We start from the raw sequence: 20252 nt of genomic DNA, 5'->3' as shown, positions 1-20252 counted from the left end.
TATATTCTATGATTCTTGTAGGTGTAGACGCTGGAGGAACTTCAACTATTTCAATAGCATATACATGTGAAGGAAAATTCATTGGAATTGGGGAATCTGGCCCAGGGAATTTCCACAATGTTGGATTAGAGAACGCTGTTAATAATATAAGGGATGCGATTTATAAGTCAACAAAAGGATTGAAGCCAGACGTAGCCTGCATAGGCTTAGCAGGCTTAGATTCTAAATATGATTATGAAGTTCTTTCTTCAGCTCTTAAAGATTTGGCTAAGGATACTATTATAGAGCACGATTCTTTTATTTCTCTTTATGCAGAGACTAGAGGTAAGCCTGGGATTATAATAATTTCTGGAACCGGAAGCGTAGTGATGGGATATGATGGAAAAAGAAGACTGAGGGTAGGAGGAGCAGGTTGGTTATTATCGGATGAAGGTTCTGCCTATTGGATAGGAAGAAAGGCACTAAGGCTTTTAGTAAAAATGCTTGATGGAAGAGAAGAAAAAACGTTGTTAGCTGATTTAATATTACAAAAGCTTTCTGCCAGCGGTCTAGACGATTTAATAAAATGGGCTTATCATGAGGGGCATAAGATTGAGGAAATTGCTTCTTTAGCCCAGGTAGTAGATATTGCAGCAAATAAAGGAGATAAGAAAGCTCAAGAGCTATTTTACTTAGCTGCAAAAGAAATTAGCAATAACGCTATTTATATTTCTAAGAAATTAGGAATAAAGACTGCTTATATGAGTGGGGGTATGTTCTCATCTAAACTGTTTAAATCTTATGTTGTAGACTTGTTGAAAAAAGAAGGTATAATAGCATTAGATAAAAAGAAAAGCCCAGAATTTGGTGCTTTATTAATAGCCTTTGATAAAGCTGGTTGTATTAATGAACCGGAAGAGCCACACCTTCACTCCTAGGATCCGCAACTGCTATAAATTCATTTCCTTTCCTTTTCATTGCTTGAACAATTCCTACTTCGCTTGAGAGATACTCTGTTTGTGTTGCTGGAATTCCTAGTCTCTTCTCTGCAATGACCTTGCCATTAACGTACATGAACCTAGGAGCATTAACTGCCTCATCAATTTCCATTGAGTAATCTGCATAATATTCAAATACTTCAGAATGAATTTGCGGCCTTAAATCTCCACCTGCACAACCTATTATTAAGTCCTCATTATCTTTGCTTGCAAGCAGGATAGAAAGAGTATGAAGTGGCCTTTTTCTGCCTTCGGGCTTGTTTACTCCATCTTTAAATCCATATCCTCTATTGTTAAACACGATGTCGTCCACTATAATTCCAGACCCAAATGGGTAAAACAAACTTTGTATAAATCCTACCTCATTTTCTCCATCTGATACAACAAAGAATGTAGTATCTCCATCATATAAGTTAACCGGAACGCCTTCGGTAGTCATTTTCTGAATTAAGTATCCTTCATCTAGTAAGTAAGAGGGAGGTTGATAGAATCTAGGATCAGCTATATACTTATTCCTATCGTCATAGGCTAAAATTGAAATTTTAACATGATTATTAACTCTCTTAATATCATTATAGGGTAATTTATTTATTCTAGATAATTCCACCATTTTTAGTATTTGTAGCGTCGTTAATCCTTGAGTATTTGGTGGAAATTCATAAACATCATAATCCTTATACTTAATCTTTAAGAGAGAAATTTCTTCACCGTGAAATTGAGAGAAGTCCTCACTCTCTACAGGAACTCCTTGAGTTTTTAGACCTTCTACTATCTCCTGAGAAATCTTTCCTTCATAAAATTCTCTCGGATCTCTTGAAATCTCCTTAAGAATTCTACCTAACCTTGGTAGTTTTATAAAATCTCCGAATCTCTTATTCCCAAATATCTTTTCAAATTGAGGATTAAATTTTGGAGAAGTTATTATAGCATGATGTAAAGCCCTTCCTACATAAAAGCCGTTTGTTGCTAAAGAAATTGCTGGTTTTAAGAGTTCAAAAAGATCCATTGTAGTATAATTTTCTTGTAAATATCTCCACAGATCTGCTAGCCCTGGAACTACAACTGAATTAGGATCTCTCTCGTCAATCTTTTCAGCCTTTAAATTCTTAGGAGACCAACCGGAAGAGTTGTAAGCTTTTATGCCCTCGGAGGATTTTATTAAAATAAACCCATCTCCTCCTAATCCACTAGTGTGAGGTAAAACTACTGATAATACTGCACTTATTGCTATAGAAGCATCAAATGCGTTCCCTCCGCTCTCCAAGATCTTTGCCCCAACGTAACTTGCAATATAATTTTGTGTGGCTACAACTTTTTTACCCACTGCAGATATCATGTATGTTTTTAATTCACTAAAGGTAATTAAGTATAAGCCTTGAATATTCCAGAAGAAACAAAAAAGGAGCTTAAGGAAGGAGTTTGTCTAACATGTTGTGAGGAGTATGTAATATGCATGACAAACGATTTGCCCAGGAATTTTAATGCTCCAGTTGATATAGAAGTGGATAGAGATAAAGGAAGTGTTCTTTTAAGGAATATAATAAAGGATGATCCTCAAAATCCTCTATATATAGAATATTACATTGATAGAGAGTTCGTAGAGAACATATCGAGATCAGGAAAGATTGACATATTTTTCGTAAACGAGAAATTTGACGAACTTGGTAAATTCGAAGTAAAGTTAATGAAAGAAGACTTAGCAATAATAAGGAGGGAAATAGGTCTTGGAAATTAAGGAAGCTCAAGAAAAATTAAAGGAAATGTATTTACAAAAGGATAAAGATAGAGGAGTTTTCGCTACTTTTACGTGGTTTACTGAAGAAGTTGGAGAGCTAGCAGAAGCTCTCCTATCTGGTGAAAAGAATAAAATTGAGGAAGAACTCGCAGATGTCATAGCTTGGGCGATATCAATAGCTAACTTAGAAAATATTGATGTAGAAGAAGCTTTAAGGAAAAAGTACAACTTATAAGCTATGCAAAGGAACGAGTTTTACGAAGAGCTAAAGAAAGCTTTGTGGGACGGAAAGGAGAAGTATTATAGGAACCTAGTTTACATAGAAAAGAAGGATTACCTTGAGGATTTATTAACATCAATCAAGACTTATCTTGAAGTAAATCAAAGCCCCAGCGTAATTTATGCTTTCCACCCTTGGGTTTCTAAAGCCAAGGAGAGAAGGAATATAATTAAAGAATTATTTAAAGAAGGTAAATTTGAAGACGTGGATTATGCATCTACGGATGAGTATCTTGGTAATACATATGATCTAGTTATTTTAGATCTTGTAGATAATTTTCAACCAAATTATATAGGAAGATTAGTTGATTTAGCTAGAGGGGGCGGCCTAGTAATTCTATATACAGATAATCTAACTGAAAATAAAATGTTTAGAAATTCTATAGTAAGATATGGTAAAATTCTAGATATTTATGAGAGACGATTCAGAAAAAAATAGAAGAGCATGAAGGAATTTTCATAGCTAATGAAGAAGGCTATAAAGCTAAGCCATTTGTCGGTAATACAAAAAGGGAAGAAGTAAAAATACCTCAAAAGACTTTGATGCCGAGAGAGCTTCACGAGCTTGCAATAAGTCAAGACCAGATAAAAGTCCTAGAAGAATTCTACTTCTTATTAAGAGGAGGAAAAAGAGTAATTTCTCTAACAGCAGCTAGAGGAAGAGGTAAAAGTGCCGTAACCGGTTTAGGTTTAGCTGGAATAATAAAGATAAATCTAGACGAAGGCTACGATACAGAAGTAACAGTAACTGCTCCTTCATTGTACTCTGCGTCGCAAATTATGGAATTCGCTAAGAAAGGTTTGGACGTATTAAAGATAAAATATAAGGAAAAAAATTCAGATACTGGATTTATAAGAGAAATAAGTGGAGACTATTTTGAAATAAATTATAAGCCTCCGGATGCTGTATCTGAGGTTGAAACTAGTAAAGGAATACTAGTTATAGACGAGGCTGCCGCATTAGGTGTTAATTTTATTGACTTAGCTTTAAGGAAATGGAAGAAGGTTGTTCTAGTTACAACGATTCACGGTTATGAAGGTTCAGGGAAGGCTTTCATTAGGTATTTAAGAAAAATAATCTCGGAAAGAAAGGCTCCTGTTAGATTACTTACAATGCAAAAACCTTTAAGATATGCTGAAGGCGATCCAATAGAAAAATGGTTATATGATGCACTAGTTTTAAATCCTGAGCCCCAAAGACTTCCAGAGGATATTTCTATAGCATTTTATGAAACGCAAGACAAAGAGGAACTATTAATGAATGATAACAAACTCTTTCAAGTTTATGGAATATTAGTTTCTGCTCACTATAGAAATAATCCAGACGATTTAATGATTATGGCAGATGGAGTTCATCATTCAATAAAAACAATTTACTCTGGAGATTCTTATTTAGCTGTTGTTCAGACGTCAGAAGAAGGAGACTTACCAGATAATTTGATAGATTTAGCATTAAGAGGTGGAACATTTGACGGTGATTTAATTCCGGATAGATTATTAAAGCATGTAAGATTAAGGGATTTTGGAAAATTAAAGGGATGGAGAATAATAAGGATTGCAGTAGTCCCAGAACTTCAAGATAAGGGATTAGGTAGTAAAATTCTTCAAATGGTAACAGAAGATGCAAGAGAAAAAGGTTTAGATTGGATAGGTTCAAGCTTCATGGGAGATTATAGGGTATTAAAGTTCTGGGTAAAGAATGGCTTTATTCCAGTACACGTATCCCCTGTAAGAAATGAGAAATACGGTGATTTTCCAGTAGTTGTAATTAAGCCTTTAAGCGAGATTGCCAAGAGAATTGTAGATATTTCTGCTTTTATATTTAAAGAAAAGTTACTTAACACAATTCACGATATTTACTTCAACATGTCTCCGCAAGTTGCACAGCTATTGTTAAGAGGAAATAAAGCTTATAAGGATATAAATTTGAGTAAGTTACACTTAGCGAAAATTGTTGCATTCCTACAGGGTACGAGTCCTTATGAAGCGTCTGCGGATGGAATCCATTTATTAACATTAAAGTATTTTTGGGATTCTAAAAGGGATTGGTCGCTTTATGATGAAGAAGAGTGGATATTAATAGGCAAGGTACTTCAAGGAAAACCGTGGGGATATTTATCTACTCTTCTTGGTATAAACAGAACTCAAATGAACGAATTACTTTATACTGCTGTTGCAACAATGTTAAAAAAATATTATAATATGGACGCCGAGGGTAATATTGGCTATAGTCTTTCAGATTTAGGTGATGAGTTCACAACACGTTGATTGATGAGATAATGCACCTCGACTGATTCATAGTGCGTAATATATTAGTGAGGCAACAATTAATAGAGAAAATAATTGGTGAAGCCCAACGGAGATTCCTGGCTTTACTGGATTTTTATTTGCTCCTACATAGACTAATAATCCTACTACCACTTCTGCAATTGTTAACAATAAAGGTATCCACAGAGCCTCTAAAATTAAGGCTATTACAAATATTGCTGCCAATACTGAATGAATTAACCAAGCTCCTTGTAACCAATTCTTAGGCTTTCTAACATCGCCTATTTGGAACTTCATTTTCCTCATACCAGTAACAACTCCACCCATGAAAATAACGAAGTAAAGGAAATGAGGAGGTAATACAGCGTATAAGAAGAATTGAATAATGTTAACGTTAAATCCTTTTAAGAAAATTACAAAATACGTTGCAAATACACTATATGCTGCTATATCATGAAGGCCTTGGAACACAGCTGGTAGTTTCCCTGCTAAAACGTAAAGCGTTGCCATACCTAATAATGCAGTAGCAATAACTCCTAGGAATCCTACAAGGCTAACTACAGAAAATCTTAGAATTAAGAATACTAATGAAATGATACCTACAATTGTTGCACTAATTCTATGAATTGCCTCTGGATCTTTCTTTGCGGCTAATTGCATAATATCTCTAGTATAAGGCCAATTTGTTCCTAACGATAATCCGTATCCGTATCCTTCAACTATTCCGCCCAAAACTATTGTTATTCCTGCAAAAATTGATGCAAGTAAACTAATTTCCTTAAGCATAATATCTTTACTTTGTTGCAGGATAATAAAACGTTTGTTAAGACTTTGAAACATTTTCCTAAAAAGTAAATTCTTTATTTTACTAGCTCTATTATAATATGTGCTAGATATACTTTGGAGAATCATAGACCTTCAACTTCCTTTAGTAAAATCTGATATGGAAACTTTCTTGATAAAAGATGGAGAAATAACAGAAGATGACTTAAAAATTTTTAATGAAGCATCAGAGCTAATAAAAAAGGCATATTATAATGCGGAAAAAGATCCTAATTCTGTAATAAATCTAGTTAAAGAAGCCCTAACTAAGCTTGAGTCGATAAAACCTAAGAAACCTTTTCCTCCAGAGATGAGAATTAGATTTGATGAACTTAAATCGTCATTAATGGAAATTTTAGGAGAGAGTAAAGTTTCTCAGACTACATCTCCATAAAGTTAATATTTTTTATAATATTCCCCATAAAATCTAAATATATTTTTGAAAACCTTTAAGCTCAAAAAATATTTTTTATCGAGTACTCCCTTTAAGCTTTGCGGATTTTACGGGCAAAATTTAGGGAAAATTTATAATCTCTTAAGACCGAAAAGCTTAAAGGGAGATCATGAGGCTCAGCAAAGGATCAATTTCACTTAAAGAGGCCTATGGGCAAGCAATGGCCGTTACTGCACCACTAGGTAGCGTAGTTTCTACTTCAACTGCAGCAATTCTTTACGCTGGTTACTCTGTAGTGTTTACCACATTACTTGCTTTGCTAGGCAGTGCTCTTTGGATTTATACGCTTACAAGATATACTTCAAAATTGGCTTCTGCAGGGGGCTTTTACACTTATGGTTATAGCGCATGGAGGAGTAAGAAAATTTCCTTCTTTGAGGCCCTTATAGAAGCATTTGCTTATTCATTCCTTAACGCAGTAAACGCAATTACTGCTTATCTTATTATATCTATATCTCTAGGAATATTTGGTATATCATTGACTCCAATAGAAGAAGGAATAATAATATTCTTAGCAATACTTTATCCTACAATTATATCCCTTTCTCATATAAAATTTGTATTAGGAAAAATAGTGTCAATAAGTGCAACTGCTGAGGCTGCATTACTAATAGCAATGTTTGCATTTTCCCTTACTAAAGGCTTTCATTTCAACTACCTAACTCCTGGTAATGTTCCAGCTCATGATCTAGCAACTGCGTTTGTTCTATCAATGGTAAGTATATCTGGAGCAGGAGCCGCTACCTATTTGGGAGAAGAAGCTAAGAATCCTACAAAGACGGTAACACTAGGAATGTGGTTATCATTACTAATTGGCGGAACTGCGATGTTCCTAGGAACTTATGCTCTAGTAGCATTATGGAATGGACCTCTTTCAGCTTTGTCTAACTCTCCACAACCGTTAATTTATGAAATGTATTCCTTTGGTGTATTACCACTTTTAATAGCATTAATAATGTCGATAAATAGCCTATTTGCATCTAATATAGGTACTACTTTAGGTGCTGCAAGAATAATATTCAATCTATCAAGAGAAAAATCGGCCCCAGTAATATTTTCTAAGGTAAATAAGAGTCATGAACCAGTTATTGCTACAATATTTGTAGGAAGTATAACAGGATTGGTAACTGTATTATCAGTAATATTTCTTGGAATAAACACCGCATTTGCAGATATAAGTGCCATAACTGGTATATTATGGTTATCTGGTAGAATAATAGATGGATTTGGAGTCCCCGTCTTCTATTATAGAATTGGACAACTTGGATTATTTAATGCTATAATACCCTTAATAGCTACTGGACTTAATCTTTGGGGAGTCACTGAAACTATTTCAGTACCTGATATTGCCTCAATTGTTATACTAACGTCAACAATGGTGGTTTTAGTGGGATGGTATTTACTTAAAGGTAGAAAAGGTAATCCAGGCAGTCTTGTGGTTGATGATAATAATGAGGTAATATCAATAGATGAATATTTAAAGAAATTGAAAGAAAAAAGTGTCACTACTTGACAACTAAAACTGGATATGGAGATTTACTAACTAACGCTGAAGATACGCTACCTAGAATCACCTTTTTTAAACCAGTTAAACCTCTACTACCAGTAACTATTAAGTCACACCCAATTTCCTTACAATAATCTATCAAGCTATCTGCAACATCATTACTCTCGAGTATTTTCTCCTTAACATTATAACCTTCTAACTCACTTTTTATCTCGTCTATTGACCTTTTTGCTTTCTCCTCAGAATCTATTATAACTTGTTCTGGGCTTTTTGGAGCTTCTTTTACTACAGTAACTATGTGTATTTCGTCTTCCTTCTTAAGAAATCTTAAAGCAAAAAATACAGCCTTCTTTGAATAATCTGATCCATCATAAGCTAAAACTACTTTCATAAGAAATTTAAAAGAATAATATAATAATAAGTCTTTCTTACGTTTTAATTAAAAAATTTTTAGACAACACTCAAGCCTTGAATTTCTAGTTCTCCAGTACTAACATTGCCTATCATTAATCTCTTTTTAGAGGTTCTCTGAATTCCTTTAAGTAAATCCTTTAGATTTGACGTAATTACTATCTCTTTCAATGAAATCTTTTTACCATCTTTAATTATCCAAGATACAGAACCAACTACACTAAATTCCCCTGTATCAAAATTACTCGTATGAACTCCTTGAATTTCGTCTACGTAAACTTTGCCTTCTTCAGATAAGTTATCTTCCTCATCTCTTACGTAAAATTCTAAATTACTTGGATAAATATAAGGCATTGAAGAATACCCTCTTGAGGCTGAAGCAGTATTCTCTCTTTTAGCCTTAATAGACCAATAGTAGTTACTAAGGAATTTCTTTACACTGGCATTTATTATCTCATTATTTAGTGATTGTTGACCCTCACCGTCAAAAGATCTACTATAGACACTGTTCTCAATTAGCGGATTATCTATGATCCTCAATTCCTCATTAATTAGTTCTCCTTCTTTTAGAGGGCTTCTATGCCTATAGTAATTCTCCAGTGATATGGCGTGACTCAACAAGGGAAATACTAAATAGTAAACTGCTTTAGGCGTTAAGATTACGGACTTAGGTTTAAAATCTAGAGTAGTTCTCTCGGACGTGATCTGAACTTTCTCTAATATTGAGTCTTTCATTTCATCAATACTAGTTGAAGGATCCCTAAATGACCTCGTCTCATAGATCTCTGGGCCTACATATGTTGAATCCTTATAATTTGCGCTAACGCTCACTGATATTCCGCTTCTTTTTTCGCTTAAATTCATTCCTTCGGTGCTAACAATTCCTACTTCACTAACCCATGCTGTAGAGTTCAAGGTTACTATGTTAATTTTCTTTTCCTTTAACTCCTCTAGTTCTCTGATTTTTTCCTTTACTACTTCACTTAAGTCAAATTTCTTATAAAGATTCAAATAATTTACCTTATTAGGCTCAGGTATTTGATTTGCCTCATCTTTTTCTGATGCTTTCCAAGATTTTATTGCATTATCCAATAGATTCTCGTCAAGTCTAGTAGAATAAGCGAAACCAACTTTTCCATCTTTAAACACTCTGAGACCGTAACCTTCTTCTTTTAGGAACCTAGAATATATTTGTTTTTCCTCGTTTATTGAGAACTCTGTCCTTTTTACGTAAAAAATTTCTGCAGAATATCCTTGATTTTTTGCCTTATCTAGTATCTCAAACATATCCTCCCACCTTAACCTTAACACTTATATAAGGTCCACCTGTCCCTACTGGAACGCTTTGCCCACCTTTACCGCAAAAGCCGGGCCACACATCAAACTCCTTTGAAACTCCTTTTATTCTACCTAGAGTCTCTATAGTATAACCTGAAATTCCCATGTTCCTAATAGGTTCTCCTATTTCACCGTTATGAATATAATATCCCTCTTGTATTCCAAATTGGAAAGTTCCGTCTGGACTAGTTTGGCCTCCAAGGGGAGAAACTATGTAATATCCTTCTTTTATTTCACTAATTAATTCGTCAACTTTCCTATCTCCTGGAAGCATGAATGTATTTCTCATCCTAATTAGTATAGGACTTCTAAAATCTTCAGCCCTTGCATTACCAGTAGGCCTTTCTCCTAGGAACGTTGAATAATATCTATCTACTAGGAATTCTGAAACAACCCCCTTTTCTACTATCTTTACTTCTCTACCTTCAACTCCTTCATCATCATAAGGAGTGATACCTATAGCCATGTTATAATCCATCTTAGGTGAGTCGTGTACTGATACGTAATCTGGGGCAATTTTCTTTCCTCTTAGTTGACTAAGTATTCCGTTAACTGCTAAATCCGCCTCAGCCAAGTGACCTAAAGCTTCGTGTGAAAAAACTCCTACAACGTCAGGTCCAAGTACTACATCAAATTCTCCAGCCTTGGGAGTTTTGCCTTTAAGTTGATTATTTAATCTCTTTCTTAACGTTTCTATCATTTGGTTTATGTCGAATACTTCTAATGGATATCCTTTGTAAGTGTATGCAGAATAGAAAGAAGACGCAACAATGTCACCTTCTCTGGCAACTGCTGAAATTGAAATTCCGCTCAATACGTACTCTTGGTGAATTTCTCTTCCTTCTGTACTTGCATAGTCTTTCTTTACTCCTTCATGAAAATATCTAACGTTAACCGACTTTACTCTTTCGTCCTTGAGTAATTCTTCCTTAATCTTATCTAGATCGGACATTATTTCTTCTAAACTTTTTGACAATGGTTTTTCCTGTTTTATCACAATTTTATCCTTTTTTGGCGGTAAGAAAGTTATATTAACCTTTTCATCACCATAAGCAGAGTTTATTGCATTTCTTACTTCTTCATCGTCAAGTTTTGTTGAATTCGAATAGCCCCAATTTCCATTATATAATACTCTTAACGAATAACCGTCATCCACACCATTAGTTGTTACATATTTTCTATTCTCCGTTACAACTAACGACAACTCGTCATACCTATAATGCCTTACATCGGCAAAGATTGCACCTAAATTTTCAGCCTTTTTTAAAACTTCAATCATTTAATAAAAACCTCCTCCTTAGTTTTAAGTATGAATGTAGAAAAGATTAGTGTTTCGATCCCTAAAGACATAATGGAACAACTCGATAAGTTCATGAAAACTTCATCTTCTCTTGATAGATCTAAGATTTTTCAAATAGCAATTAAGAATTTCTTAGATGAAAATTCTCTGGAAGACGTGGACGTAGTTGGGATAATAAATATAGTTTATGATGATGAAGTTACTGATGAAATTACTAAATTGCAACACGAGAAACTTTCTTCAATAATTTCTACTCTCCATATTCATCTGAACGAGAGGGAATGCATGGAAGCAATAGCCGTGAAAGGAAAAAAATCTGATCTAGTAAAGTTAACTTCTTCTTTATCTCAAATTAAAGGAGTTAAAAAGGCTAAATTATTAACATATGAAGTGAAGGAAAAATGAATATAGTAGTGAGCGAAGACTGTAAAAACCTTGGAATATTTGTTGCTCATACTGAAATCCTAGGTGTTACAAATAGTAAAGGAAAATTAGAGGAAGAAATGAGAAAAGTTGAAGAAATGTATTCTCAAGAAGATCCAGAAAAACTAAAGCTTAATCCCATTGTCAGAGCTTACAGAGATTTTTATTGGAAAATAGGCATAGATCCTACTAAAGTTAGGCCAGCAGGGGAAGCATTAAGAAGAAGAATTAACAGAAGCGGTAAGCTTCCGAGGATAAATGATATTGTAGATGCAGGCAATATAGCTAGTTCCTCAACTTTAGTTCCAATAGGAATATACGATATTTCTAAAATTATTGGCGAGCCTTCAATAATACTGAGTAAAGGCGGAGAAGAATTTTACGCGATAGGAAAAGATAAGCCCGAAATTCTTCAAAAAGGAATACCTATAATGGTAGATAAGGAAAAAGTAATGCATATTTATCCTCATAGAGATTCAAAGATAACTAGCGTAACAGACACTACAAAGGATATATTAATAGTTGGTGCAGGCGTTCCTGGAGTCCCACAGGAATTAGTAGGCAATGCTGTAAATATTGTAGTTGAATTAGTGCTTAAGTATTTGGGAGGGAAACAAACACACCAGGTGGTTTTCAGTTGAAGTTAATGCTCGTAGGATATGGAAATGTAGGAAAAGCATTTAGAAAATTACTTCACGAAAAGAAAGTGAAAGAGCTAGAAAATGTAAAAATTGCCGGAATTGTAACAACTAGAGGATTAATGTTAAAAGATCAAGAAGCGTTTGTTCCAGACAAGAAGATTAACGCTTTGGAAGCGTTAGATGAAGTTCAGCCTGATGTAGTTGTAGATATGGCTTCTGCAAACTACAAGACCGGGGAACCATCGCTTTCCTTATACTTGACCGCATTAAAGAGGGGAATTCACGTTATTACTACAAATAAGGCTCCATTAGCGTTAAAATATAAGGAAATAATAAATACTGCAATATCGCACGGTTCTAAGATATTCTTTCAAGCTACTGTAATGAGCGGTACTCCTTCAATAAATCTTTACAGAATTTTGCCGGCCATGAAAGTTAGGAAAATAAGGGGCATTCTAAACGGTACGACTAACTATATTTTAACTAGGATGAGTCAAGGGTTATCTTTTAATGAAGCATTAAAGGAAGCTCAAGAATTAGGTTATGCGGAAAGAGATCCCACACTTGATATAAATGGTTTTGACGCTGCAGGGAAAATAACAATCCTATCTAACGTGTATTTCTCTAGAGGCATCTCAATTAATGAGGTAAAGTTTGAGGGAATAGGTAATATAGAAATTGGGGACGCTCTGAAAAGAGGTAATAAAATAAAACTCATAGCATACGCTGATGAAAATGAAACTTATGTAAAACCAATGGAGATTACAAAAGAGGATTTTCTTTATAATGTAGATGGGGTTAATAATGCTCTAGAGATAGAAAGTGACATTCAAAAAATAACAATTGTGGGTCCAGGAGCAGGACCTCTAAATGCAGCTTATGGAGCATTTTCAGACTTGATTTTATTATTGAGAGGAGAGAATTTACCAGGATTGTAAAATATTAGAATTGTTATAAACCAAATTTTTAAACTTAAAAACCAAAATAGCTTAGATGATCATGGCAACTTCACCAACTGTAAAATTAATTTATTATGCAAAACTTAGCAAACCCAGAATTATTTGGTTATTAGATCTTGCAGCATTAGCTGGTGCAGCTTTATCCTCTAGGTTTATTTTAATTCCATTAATTTCTGTAATCGTTGGCGGAACCTTAGCATCTGGCGGCGCAATGATAATTAATGAAGGAATTGAGATTGATAAGGATAAAGTAATGAAAAGAACTTCTAAAAGGCCTACAGTAATGGGTTATGTGAGCAAGAAAGAAGCAATAATTGTTGGTTCAATAATGCTCGTTTTAGGAACAGTTATAGGATTAATAGCAAATCCGTTAACTTCCTTCTTTATACTGTTAGGAGGACTAATTTATATCTTGGTGTATACTATTTGGTTAAAGCCCAGAACGCCATTAAATATTGTTATTGGAGGATTTGCAGGAAGTGCTGCAGCTTGGGCAGGGTATGCAGCGATGACAAATTCTTTTACAATTCCTTCCTTATTATTGGGGTTGTTAATATTCATGTGGACCCCTGGTCACTTCTGGTCTTTAGCCTTAAAATATAAGGAAGACTATAGTAAAGCCGGAATTCCTATGTTACCAGTACTTCTACCAGAAAAGGATTCCGCAAAGTATATTGCAATTTCCAATGCTTTAATGGCTCCATTTGCGTTGATATTATATCTCTACGTAGGTCTACCTTATTTGATAATAACTTCAATAATGACTGCATTATTACTTTATAATTCCATAGTACTTTTTAGGAATCCCACAGCAGAAGAAGCCTGGAAGTCATTCAAAATATCCGCTCCATATCTTGCAATTATATTGTTAACTATTATAATCTTAAAAATAATTTGAATTTAGTAAGAAATAGATACCTTCATATAAGCTTCGTCTTTATTTGATAAATTAATCTCAACTATTGTATCTCCGCATCTTTTTCTTAATACTATTTTATCCTCATGAACTTCTACTTTAAGATTGGAACAATTTCCTAGAGATCTTAATTTATAATAATAGTATGGATTTTTCATTTTCTTTAGAGCTTTATTGAAGATTTTCTCAAAAAGTGCATTTGGATCAGAAAATTGTGAATAAGAAATCGGAACTTTTAGTGTTATTTCAATATAATATTCATTAGGAACAACTTCAACATTCTCATAAGTCCTGGAGATAGTAAAGGATGAGATAAAAGGAGCTAATAATACTATTAGCAGAACAACGTAGAGAAACTGTTTAAAATATTCAAAAGTTAGCACAGCAGATGTTAGCAAACTTGCTGGAAGTCCTAGAAAGATATAAGGTAACGCTTCCACGAAATCTCTAATTTTATTAATGGTTATAACACTATAAATAGTACTTCCTGCTATGGGTATTACTGACGTTGGCAAATAGATAAGTAGATTCTTATCTAATCTGTTCATAATTCTATATCCGTATAACCCAAATTAAAGCATTTATTAATATCTTTTCATAGAGATAACTATGGAAACTATCGAAACCAAAATTGAAAATGGAATAGGATGGATTATATTAAATAGACCTGATAAATTAAACGCTATAAATTTAAAAATGTTAGAAGAATTGGAAGAAGTAACAAAAAATTTTGAAGAAAATAACGATGTTAAAGTAATAATTTTTACAGGTAATGGAAAGGCATTTTCTGCTGGAGCAGATATATCACAATTTAAAGAGTTAAATTCAATCTCTGCTTGGAATTTTGCTAAAAAGGGGAGAAAAGTTATGGATTACATAGAAAGTATTAGTAAGCCTACTATAGCAATGATTAATGGTTATGCATTAGGTGGAGGCCTAGAATTAGCTCTGGCTTGCGACTTTAGGATTGCCGCCGAAGAAGCATCTCTTGGTTTGCCAGAAATTAATTTAGGTATTTACCCTGGATTCGGAGGTACTCAAAGATTAGTAAGAGCTATAGGTAAAGCAAAAGCTATGGAGCTCATGATGACTGGAGATAGAATTTCTGCTAAAGAGGCAGAAAGAATTGGATTAGTTAATAAAGTAACTCCATTATCTTCTCTAAAAGAAGAAACTATTAAATTTGCTGGAAAGCTTATGGAGAAATCTCCCATAGCTTTAGCAATATTAAAAAGTGTAATTCTCTACGGTAATGACTCACCATTGTTAGATGGATTAAATATGGAAAGCTTAGGTTGGGGAGTAGTGTTCTCTACAGAAGATGAAAAAGAAGGAGTTAACGCTTTCCTTGAAAAAAGGAAAGCTGTTTTTAAAGGAAAATAATTGTTTTTATATAAAAACTGGCTCAAATCTATCTTCTTCAAACGCGTGTTTAGACAGTTTACCTACTATTGGCAATTTATATCCACAATATTGACATCTCATATCTTCAGTTAGATGCCACTCTGTAATTCTAAAGCCGTCTCTACCTATTACTAAATTATGACATTTTGGACAATAGGTACTTTCATATGGGTGACCTGGAACATTTCCTATGTAAACATAATTAAATCCTAACGACTTTGCTAGATTGTAGTGTTTTTCTAAGGTTTCTACTGGAGTCCAAGGAAGGTAATCAAGCTTATAATCTGGATGAAACCTCAGGAAGTGAATAGGAACGTCAGGGCCTAGAATATCCATTATTTTCTTAAGTAAATTTTCTGCAGCCTTCAAATCATCTCCTATCTGAGGAATAACTAAATCCGTAATTTCAACATGGATACCATTCTTATTAAGTTCTCTAATAGTTTCCAATATTGGCTCTGGACCAGAAGCTCCAGTATATCTCTTCATGAATTTTTCCTCGCCGTTTCCCTTAAAGTCTATTGTTACCGCATCAAGAAAATCTTTCACGTAGTCTACTAGTTCCTCAGTCCAGTATCCGTTACTAACCATTGTATTAAATAATCCTCTTTTTCTAGCTATTACTCCAGTATCATGTGCAAATTCTGCAAATATTGCTGGTTCATTATAAGTATATGTAATTCCCTCTGCCTCATACGCAATTGCCATATCTACTAATTCCTCTGGAGATACTTCATATCCTTCTGGTCTTCTTCTTTGACTTAGATCATAATTCTGACAATACATGCACATCCAATTACAACCATATGTAGAGAATGAGAAAACTTTTGACCCGGGATAAAAGTGGACTAAAGGTTTCTTCTCTATAGGATCTACGTGGGCCGCAGCAACCTTACCGTATACATCTAAGTACAGCTTTCCATTTCTTACGGATCTAACTCCACAGAAGCCTATTTGCCCTTCTCCTATTAGACATCTCCTAGCACAAGCTAGACATCTTACTCTATTGCCTTCCTTTCTATATAGTACTGCTTCTTTACTCATCACATTTATACTGTTTTTATAAAATAAAAAGCAATGATTAAGGTTCTGAGGTAGGAATAATCATAAAGGGTGATAAAATGGGGAAAAGACATATTTTATTGTATCCGCCTACTATTGAGGTTAAGAATCTTCATAATATAAATATAGTAGATATAAGGCGTTGTAAATATACGGAAATAGACATAATAGATGATCCTCAAAAAGTAATTAAGATATTGGGAAATCCAATAAAGATAATTAATGTTAACGAGGAAAAAGAAAGCTTTCCAGACTTATTTTTTACTTGCAGATTTTGGGAAGCTCATGAGGTTCTTGAAAAAATATGGATTAATGAAGGAGATGAAAAAAGAAAAAAGTACCTTCAAGCTTTAATATTTTTATGCGCTTCAATGATTCATTATTTAAAGGGACATGAAAAGGTATCTGATGATTTGCTTAACAAGGCTTTATCTCTTATATCCGAACTTCCTGAGGATCTCCTTCCTCTCTTTTATATCAGCATCGCTCTCGACTCCTAGTGGAGTATAACCGTCTACTACTCCAATTACTCCTCTTCCTTGGTCAGTTTCTGCAACTAATACTTGCAATGGATTTGCTGTTGCCGCAAATATTCTAACAACTTCTTCAACATTCTTTATTCTATTAAGTACATTGATAGGATACGCATTTTTTATATAAATCACAAAAGTATGTCCTGCACCAATTCTTTTTGCATTTTCTATTGCAAGTTTTATTAGCTCCTCATCATTACCATCAAATCTTACTAATCTTTTGCCACTTGCTTCATTAAATGCTATTCCAAATTTTATACTGGGAGATGAAGAAGCTAAGGTTTCATATAAGTCTTCCACAGTTTTTATAAAGTGAGACTGGCCAATTATTACATTTGTACCTTCTGGTATATCTATCCTTACAACATCTATATTTACCATATGATAATGTTCTTGAGAAAGGTAAAAAATTTACATTACTTTGGTGCATATAAGTAGGCGTAACTTATCGTAACCTCTTTTGAAGAATTTAAGGAAACATTGACGCTACAATGTAGCTGGGTTACAAATACCTTGTAATTACCAGGAGGCAAATGGAATGTTGCAACTCCTTGAGAGTTTGTAAAGTTTGCAGTAACATAGTATCCTTGCGAATTATAAATCTCAACGTAGGCATCTGAAAGAGGTGAAACTCCGCCAAGAGGTCCATAATTTATTAGAACTTTAACTTCTAGAGTTTCCTCGTTAGAGGATGAAGAAGGCAAATTAGTTATACTTATGGTAGTTCTATAGCTTGAAGCCATATAAACTCCTACTGCTGTTAATAATAAAATGACGATACCCAAGGCGAGCAATAATTTCTTATTCATGCCAAAAAGACTATAATAGCCTGGTATTTAAATTGATTCAAAACATGTTTGAAGGAATAATAGATGGTTTAAAATATGCGCTGAAATACGAGAGATCAATACTTAGGAGATATTTAATATTAGGATCGTTTGACGGATTATTACTTACCCTAGGAATTATAATGTCAGCAATAGTTGAGCATATTAAAGTAAAAGATACGGAAATTGCAATATTAAGTGGATTAACCGCTGTATCAATATCATCAATTTGGAATTCTCTAATAGTTGAGGCAAAAGAGAAAAGGGAAGAATATAAGGAGCTTGAGAGACAAATGATGAAAAGCTTAAAGGGTACTATATATGATTACGGAACTAAGGCTACAATAGTTCTTTCAGCTTTTGCGCACGGTATATCTCCATTTCTAGGTTTAATTGTACTTTACTCATATATTACGACTAGAAATATGGTAATGGTATTGTCTGCATCATCTTTTGTGCTTTTCTTGCTCGGTTTATCATATGAAGGTGAAATAAAGGATAAAATAGAATCAGGATTATTAATCCTAATAGCTGGATTATTTACTGCGTTTTTAACATACTTATTAGGGAGTTAAAGCCACCAACCAGAGGCACTCCAGCATCCGTATCTTTCCAGAATTTCAATGCAGGCTTTTCTGTCCCCTCTTTTACATTCTTCACATAACTTGCCATAGTCGTTTACAGTATCTTTATCGCATATTAGTTTTCCGCATATTACTACGCAAGTCTTATCTCCATCTTTAATATAACAATCACTCATAATAGACACCTTTTTAAACTTTTTAAACTATATAAACACATGCAACATATTTTAGAGAGAGAAGATAAGCAGGAAGAATTAACAAGGGAAATAAAATCTATAATTAAAGAAATTGAGAACGATGATCTTAAAGTAGTAACCTTCATGGAATACACTTCACCACCTAAGGAAATCAAACCTAAAGTAATTAAATTTAACAAGGCTTTAGAGCTCTTAAGGCTAATAGCAAAACAAGGTAAGATACAAAAAGGTGTTGCAAAAATTATGTTTTACAGTCCAAGTACCGAAAGATCAAGAGGACTAACTCCAACAATGATGGCAGGTTTTCAATACATTGAGCCAGGAGTAGCTACAAAACCGCATTCCCATAACATGGCCTCCATTTACCTAGTAGTTAAAGGTAAAGGCTACTCAATAATAGATGGTAAGAAATACTATTGGGAAGAAGGAGATATATTTGTAGTTCCTGCCAACGCTGTTCATTCACACGTAAACACCTCAAATGAAGAAGTTGTGCTATTCGATGTAACCGATTCAGGATTATTAGAAAACCTAGGAATATTGGAATTTAAGGAAGAAGATTGAGAAAATAGGAAATTTTATTTATTATTTTCTCCATTAGAATTTTGTTTCTTATCTCCCCATACTATTTTATATATTTGGAACAATTTTTCATCTCTCCATTTTGATAATTCCTGAAAGCTTTTTCCTTTAATGAAACTATATTCCTTCATTTGCTGTACAGCTTTCACTACTCCAGTATAAGGAAACTTATCATATTTAGCTAAAGTATGCATCCATTCATTTGCACCGTAACCAAAACCTCTGCTAAAGAAGTATTCTAACCCTCCTTCTCCTCCGCCTAAATGGTAAGTTAAGAAAGGACCCATGAAAGCCCATCTTAAGCCTATTGCTGCTGTCATTACTTTATCTATGTCCTCTACAGTAGCAACACCTTCATCTACTAGGTATACTGCTTCTCTAAATAATGCAAAAGCTAACCTATTGCCTAAAAATCCGGGGATTTCCTTCTTTAGGACCACTACTACTCTATCTAACTTCTCCATGAAATCTTTAGTTACATTAAGGGTTTCTTGTGATGTTTTTTCTCCAGGAACTATCTCAACTAGAGGTAACAAATGCGGTGGATTCCATGGATGTGCTATTACACTTCTTTCTGGATATCTTTTCATTGCTTTCTGAATCTCTGTCATTAGCAACCCAGAAGTGCTACTACTTAATATCACGTTCTTATCCAGTTTTTCATCTAAATAAGAGAAGACTTTCTTTTTAGCATCATAATCCTCTATTATTGCCTCAATAACGAAATCTGTTCCTTCAATTGCTTCGTCCATGTTAAGAGTAGGGCTAATATTTTTCATGTAATAATCCGGTTCCTTATCCACTAAGTTCATGTTTTTCATAACTTCTAAGTAAGATTTTATCTTTGCAATTCCTTTATCCAAAGTTTCTTTCTTATCTGTATATAGAGAAACTTCATAGCCTTTAGTTGCTAATAGTGTAGCCCAACCGGAACCTATTAAACCTGCACCTATTACGCTAACACGTTTTATCATATGGTTTATACTATATAAGTAATATAAGTATGTTTCTACTATTTATTTCCTAGGTATAG

At 34.0% G+C, this 20252-nt stretch carries 24 protein-coding genes and 1 pseudogene; 14 read left to right on the top strand and 11 right to left on the bottom strand.

The genetic code is table 11. From position 1 onward, the window contains the following. Positions 1–8: 8 nt before the first annotated feature. Positions 9–917, top strand: coding sequence for a BadF/BadG/BcrA/BcrD ATPase family protein (locus tag D1867_RS02810; protein ID WP_155862719.1), 909 nt, complete (start codon positions 9–11; stop codon positions 915–917). On the opposite strand, the gene D1867_RS02805 is transcribed toward D1867_RS02810, so the two are convergent. Continuing rightward, positions 883–2313 carry a gamma-glutamyltransferase family protein gene (locus tag D1867_RS02805; protein ID WP_155862718.1) on the bottom strand — a complete coding sequence of 477 codons (1431 nt, stop codon included), beginning with the start codon at positions 2311–2313 and terminating at the stop codon, positions 883–885. The two genes, D1867_RS02810 and D1867_RS02805, sit on opposite strands and share 35 nt — an antisense overlap. 39 nt (positions 2314–2352) lie before the next feature. On the opposite strand from D1867_RS02805, the gene D1867_RS02800 reads away from it, so the two are divergent. The 3 genes and pseudogenes from D1867_RS02800 to D1867_RS02790 all read left to right on the top strand — a co-directional run bounded on the left by D1867_RS02800 (position 2353) and on the right by D1867_RS02790 (position 5259). Further along, on the top strand, positions 2353–2712 hold the full coding sequence (locus D1867_RS02800; protein WP_155862717.1) for a hypothetical protein: 360 nt from the start codon (positions 2353–2355) through the stop codon (positions 2710–2712). Continuing rightward, positions 2702–2947: a MazG nucleotide pyrophosphohydrolase domain-containing protein gene (locus D1867_RS02795; RefSeq protein WP_155862716.1), complete on the top strand. Its 246-nt coding sequence runs from the start codon at positions 2702–2704 to the stop codon at positions 2945–2947. The genes D1867_RS02800 and D1867_RS02795 overlap by 11 nt, the downstream gene beginning before the upstream one ends. Before the next feature lie 3 nt (positions 2948–2950). Continuing rightward, positions 2951–5259 (top strand): annotated as a pseudogene (locus tag D1867_RS02790) (tRNA(Met) cytidine acetyltransferase TmcA). Between the two features lie 27 nt (positions 5260–5286). Here D1867_RS02790 and D1867_RS02785 read toward each other — a convergent pair. Continuing rightward, the gene (locus D1867_RS02785) at positions 5287–6045 is read right to left on the bottom strand and encodes a cytochrome C oxidase assembly protein (protein WP_155862715.1); all 759 of its coding nucleotides are present in this window, start codon (positions 6043–6045) and stop codon (positions 5287–5289) included. A gap of 100 nt (positions 6046–6145) precedes the next feature. On the opposite strand from D1867_RS02785, the gene D1867_RS02780 reads away from it, so the two are divergent. Together D1867_RS02780 and D1867_RS02775 are read left to right on the top strand one after the other, a co-directional pair. Then, on the top strand, positions 6146–6475 hold the full coding sequence (locus D1867_RS02780; protein WP_338077938.1) for a hypothetical protein: 330 nt from the start codon (positions 6146–6148) through the stop codon (positions 6473–6475). A gap of 169 nt (positions 6476–6644) precedes the next feature. Further along, entirely contained in the window at positions 6645–8048 is a 1404-nt protein-coding gene (locus D1867_RS02775) for an APC family permease (protein WP_155862714.1), read from the top strand. Here the strand turns inward: D1867_RS02775 and D1867_RS02770 are convergent. Genes D1867_RS02770 through tldD form a run of 3 tightly spaced genes read right to left on the bottom strand, consistent with a single transcriptional unit; the run spans position 8041 to position 11070 of the window. After that, positions 8041–8433, bottom strand: a complete 393-nt coding sequence (locus D1867_RS02770; RefSeq protein ID WP_155862713.1) for a universal stress protein — start codon at positions 8431–8433, stop codon at positions 8041–8043. The two genes, D1867_RS02775 and D1867_RS02770, sit on opposite strands and share 8 nt — an antisense overlap. A 59-nt stretch (positions 8434–8492) precedes the next feature. Beyond that, positions 8493–9740 (bottom strand): TldD/PmbA family protein, encoded by a 1248-nt coding sequence (locus tag D1867_RS02765; protein ID WP_155862712.1) that lies wholly within the window; start codon positions 9738–9740, stop codon positions 8493–8495. Continuing rightward, complete coding sequence (tldD, locus tag D1867_RS02760) at positions 9733–11070, bottom strand: zinc metalloprotease TldD (protein ID WP_155862711.1); 1338 nt, start codon at positions 11068–11070, stop codon at positions 9733–9735. The genes D1867_RS02765 and tldD overlap by 8 nt, the downstream gene beginning before the upstream one ends. A 30-nt stretch (positions 11071–11100) precedes the next feature. Here tldD and D1867_RS02755 point away from each other — a divergent pair, with 30 nt between their 5' ends. From D1867_RS02755 to cyoE, 4 genes are all read left to right on the top strand, one after another. After that, a complete protein-coding gene (locus D1867_RS02755; protein WP_155862710.1) occupies positions 11101–11496 on the top strand; it encodes a CopG family ribbon-helix-helix protein in 396 nt (131 codons plus the stop codon). Next, complete coding sequence (locus tag D1867_RS02750) at positions 11493–12155, top strand: B3/B4 domain-containing protein (protein ID WP_155862709.1); 663 nt, start codon at positions 11493–11495, stop codon at positions 12153–12155. Before D1867_RS02755 ends, D1867_RS02750 begins: the two co-directional genes overlap by 4 nt. Continuing rightward, the gene (locus D1867_RS02745) at positions 12152–13093 is read left to right on the top strand and encodes a homoserine dehydrogenase (RefSeq protein WP_155862708.1); all 942 of its coding nucleotides are present in this window, start codon (positions 12152–12154) and stop codon (positions 13091–13093) included. Before D1867_RS02750 ends, D1867_RS02745 begins: the two co-directional genes overlap by 4 nt. A 61-nt stretch (positions 13094–13154) precedes the next feature. Next, a complete protein-coding gene (gene cyoE / locus D1867_RS02740) occupies positions 13155–14012 on the top strand; it encodes a heme o synthase (RefSeq protein WP_155862707.1) in 858 nt (285 codons plus the stop codon). A 2-nt stretch (positions 14013–14014) separates the two neighbouring features. Here the strand turns inward: cyoE and D1867_RS02735 are convergent, their stop codons facing one another. Then, positions 14015–14578: a hypothetical protein gene (locus D1867_RS02735; RefSeq protein ID WP_155862706.1), complete on the bottom strand. Its 564-nt coding sequence runs from the start codon at positions 14576–14578 to the stop codon at positions 14015–14017. Positions 14579–14639: 61 nt separating this feature from the next. On the opposite strand from D1867_RS02735, the gene D1867_RS02730 reads away from it, so the two are divergent. Then, entirely contained in the window at positions 14640–15413 is a 774-nt protein-coding gene (locus D1867_RS02730) for an enoyl-CoA hydratase/isomerase family protein (protein ID WP_155862705.1), read from the top strand. A 6-nt stretch (positions 15414–15419) separates the two neighbouring features. On the opposite strand, the gene amrS is transcribed toward D1867_RS02730, so the two are convergent. Further along, positions 15420–16478 (bottom strand): AmmeMemoRadiSam system radical SAM enzyme, encoded by a 1059-nt coding sequence (gene amrS / locus D1867_RS02725; protein WP_155862704.1) that lies wholly within the window; start codon positions 16476–16478, stop codon positions 15420–15422. A gap of 77 nt (positions 16479–16555) precedes the next feature. Here amrS and D1867_RS02720 point away from each other — a divergent pair, with 77 nt between their 5' ends. Next, positions 16556–16996, top strand: coding sequence for a DUF309 domain-containing protein (locus D1867_RS02720; protein ID WP_155862703.1), 441 nt, complete (start codon positions 16556–16558; stop codon positions 16994–16996). Here the strand turns inward: D1867_RS02720 and D1867_RS02715 are convergent. Next, the gene (locus D1867_RS02715) at positions 16925–17410 is read right to left on the bottom strand and encodes an adenosine-specific kinase (RefSeq protein ID WP_155862702.1); all 486 of its coding nucleotides are present in this window, start codon (positions 17408–17410) and stop codon (positions 16925–16927) included. The two genes, D1867_RS02720 and D1867_RS02715, sit on opposite strands and share 72 nt — an antisense overlap. Positions 17411–17445: 35 nt before the next feature. Next, positions 17446–17838, bottom strand: coding sequence for a hypothetical protein (locus tag D1867_RS02710; RefSeq protein ID WP_155862701.1), 393 nt, complete (start codon positions 17836–17838; stop codon positions 17446–17448). A 44-nt stretch (positions 17839–17882) separates the two neighbouring features. Between D1867_RS02710 and D1867_RS02705 the strand changes: the two genes are divergently transcribed. Then, a complete protein-coding gene (locus tag D1867_RS02705; protein WP_155862700.1) occupies positions 17883–18431 on the top strand; it encodes a VIT1/CCC1 transporter family protein in 549 nt (182 codons plus the stop codon). Here the strand turns inward: D1867_RS02705 and D1867_RS02700 are convergent. After that, positions 18428–18616, bottom strand: coding sequence for a hypothetical protein (locus D1867_RS02700; protein ID WP_155862699.1), 189 nt, complete (start codon positions 18614–18616; stop codon positions 18428–18430). The two genes, D1867_RS02705 and D1867_RS02700, sit on opposite strands and share 4 nt — an antisense overlap. Positions 18617–18655: 39 nt before the next feature. Between D1867_RS02700 and D1867_RS02695 the strand changes: the two genes are divergently transcribed. After that, entirely contained in the window at positions 18656–19201 is a 546-nt protein-coding gene (locus tag D1867_RS02695) for a cupin domain-containing protein (protein ID WP_155862698.1), read from the top strand. 14 nt (positions 19202–19215) lie between these two features. Here the strand turns inward: D1867_RS02695 and D1867_RS02690 are convergent, their stop codons facing one another. After that, a complete protein-coding gene (locus D1867_RS02690; RefSeq protein WP_155862697.1) occupies positions 19216–20193 on the bottom strand; it encodes a 3-hydroxyacyl-CoA dehydrogenase family protein in 978 nt (325 codons plus the stop codon). Between the last annotated feature and the right edge of the window lie 59 nt (positions 20194–20252).

Source organism: Acidianus infernus (assembly GCF_009729545.1).
In the GTDB taxonomy this organism is placed as follows: domain Archaea; phylum Thermoproteota; class Thermoprotei_A; order Sulfolobales; family Sulfolobaceae; genus Acidianus; species Acidianus infernus.
The sequence above is the reverse complement of the archived record's forward strand: the minus strand, read 5'-3'. Positions and strand labels throughout refer to the sequence as shown.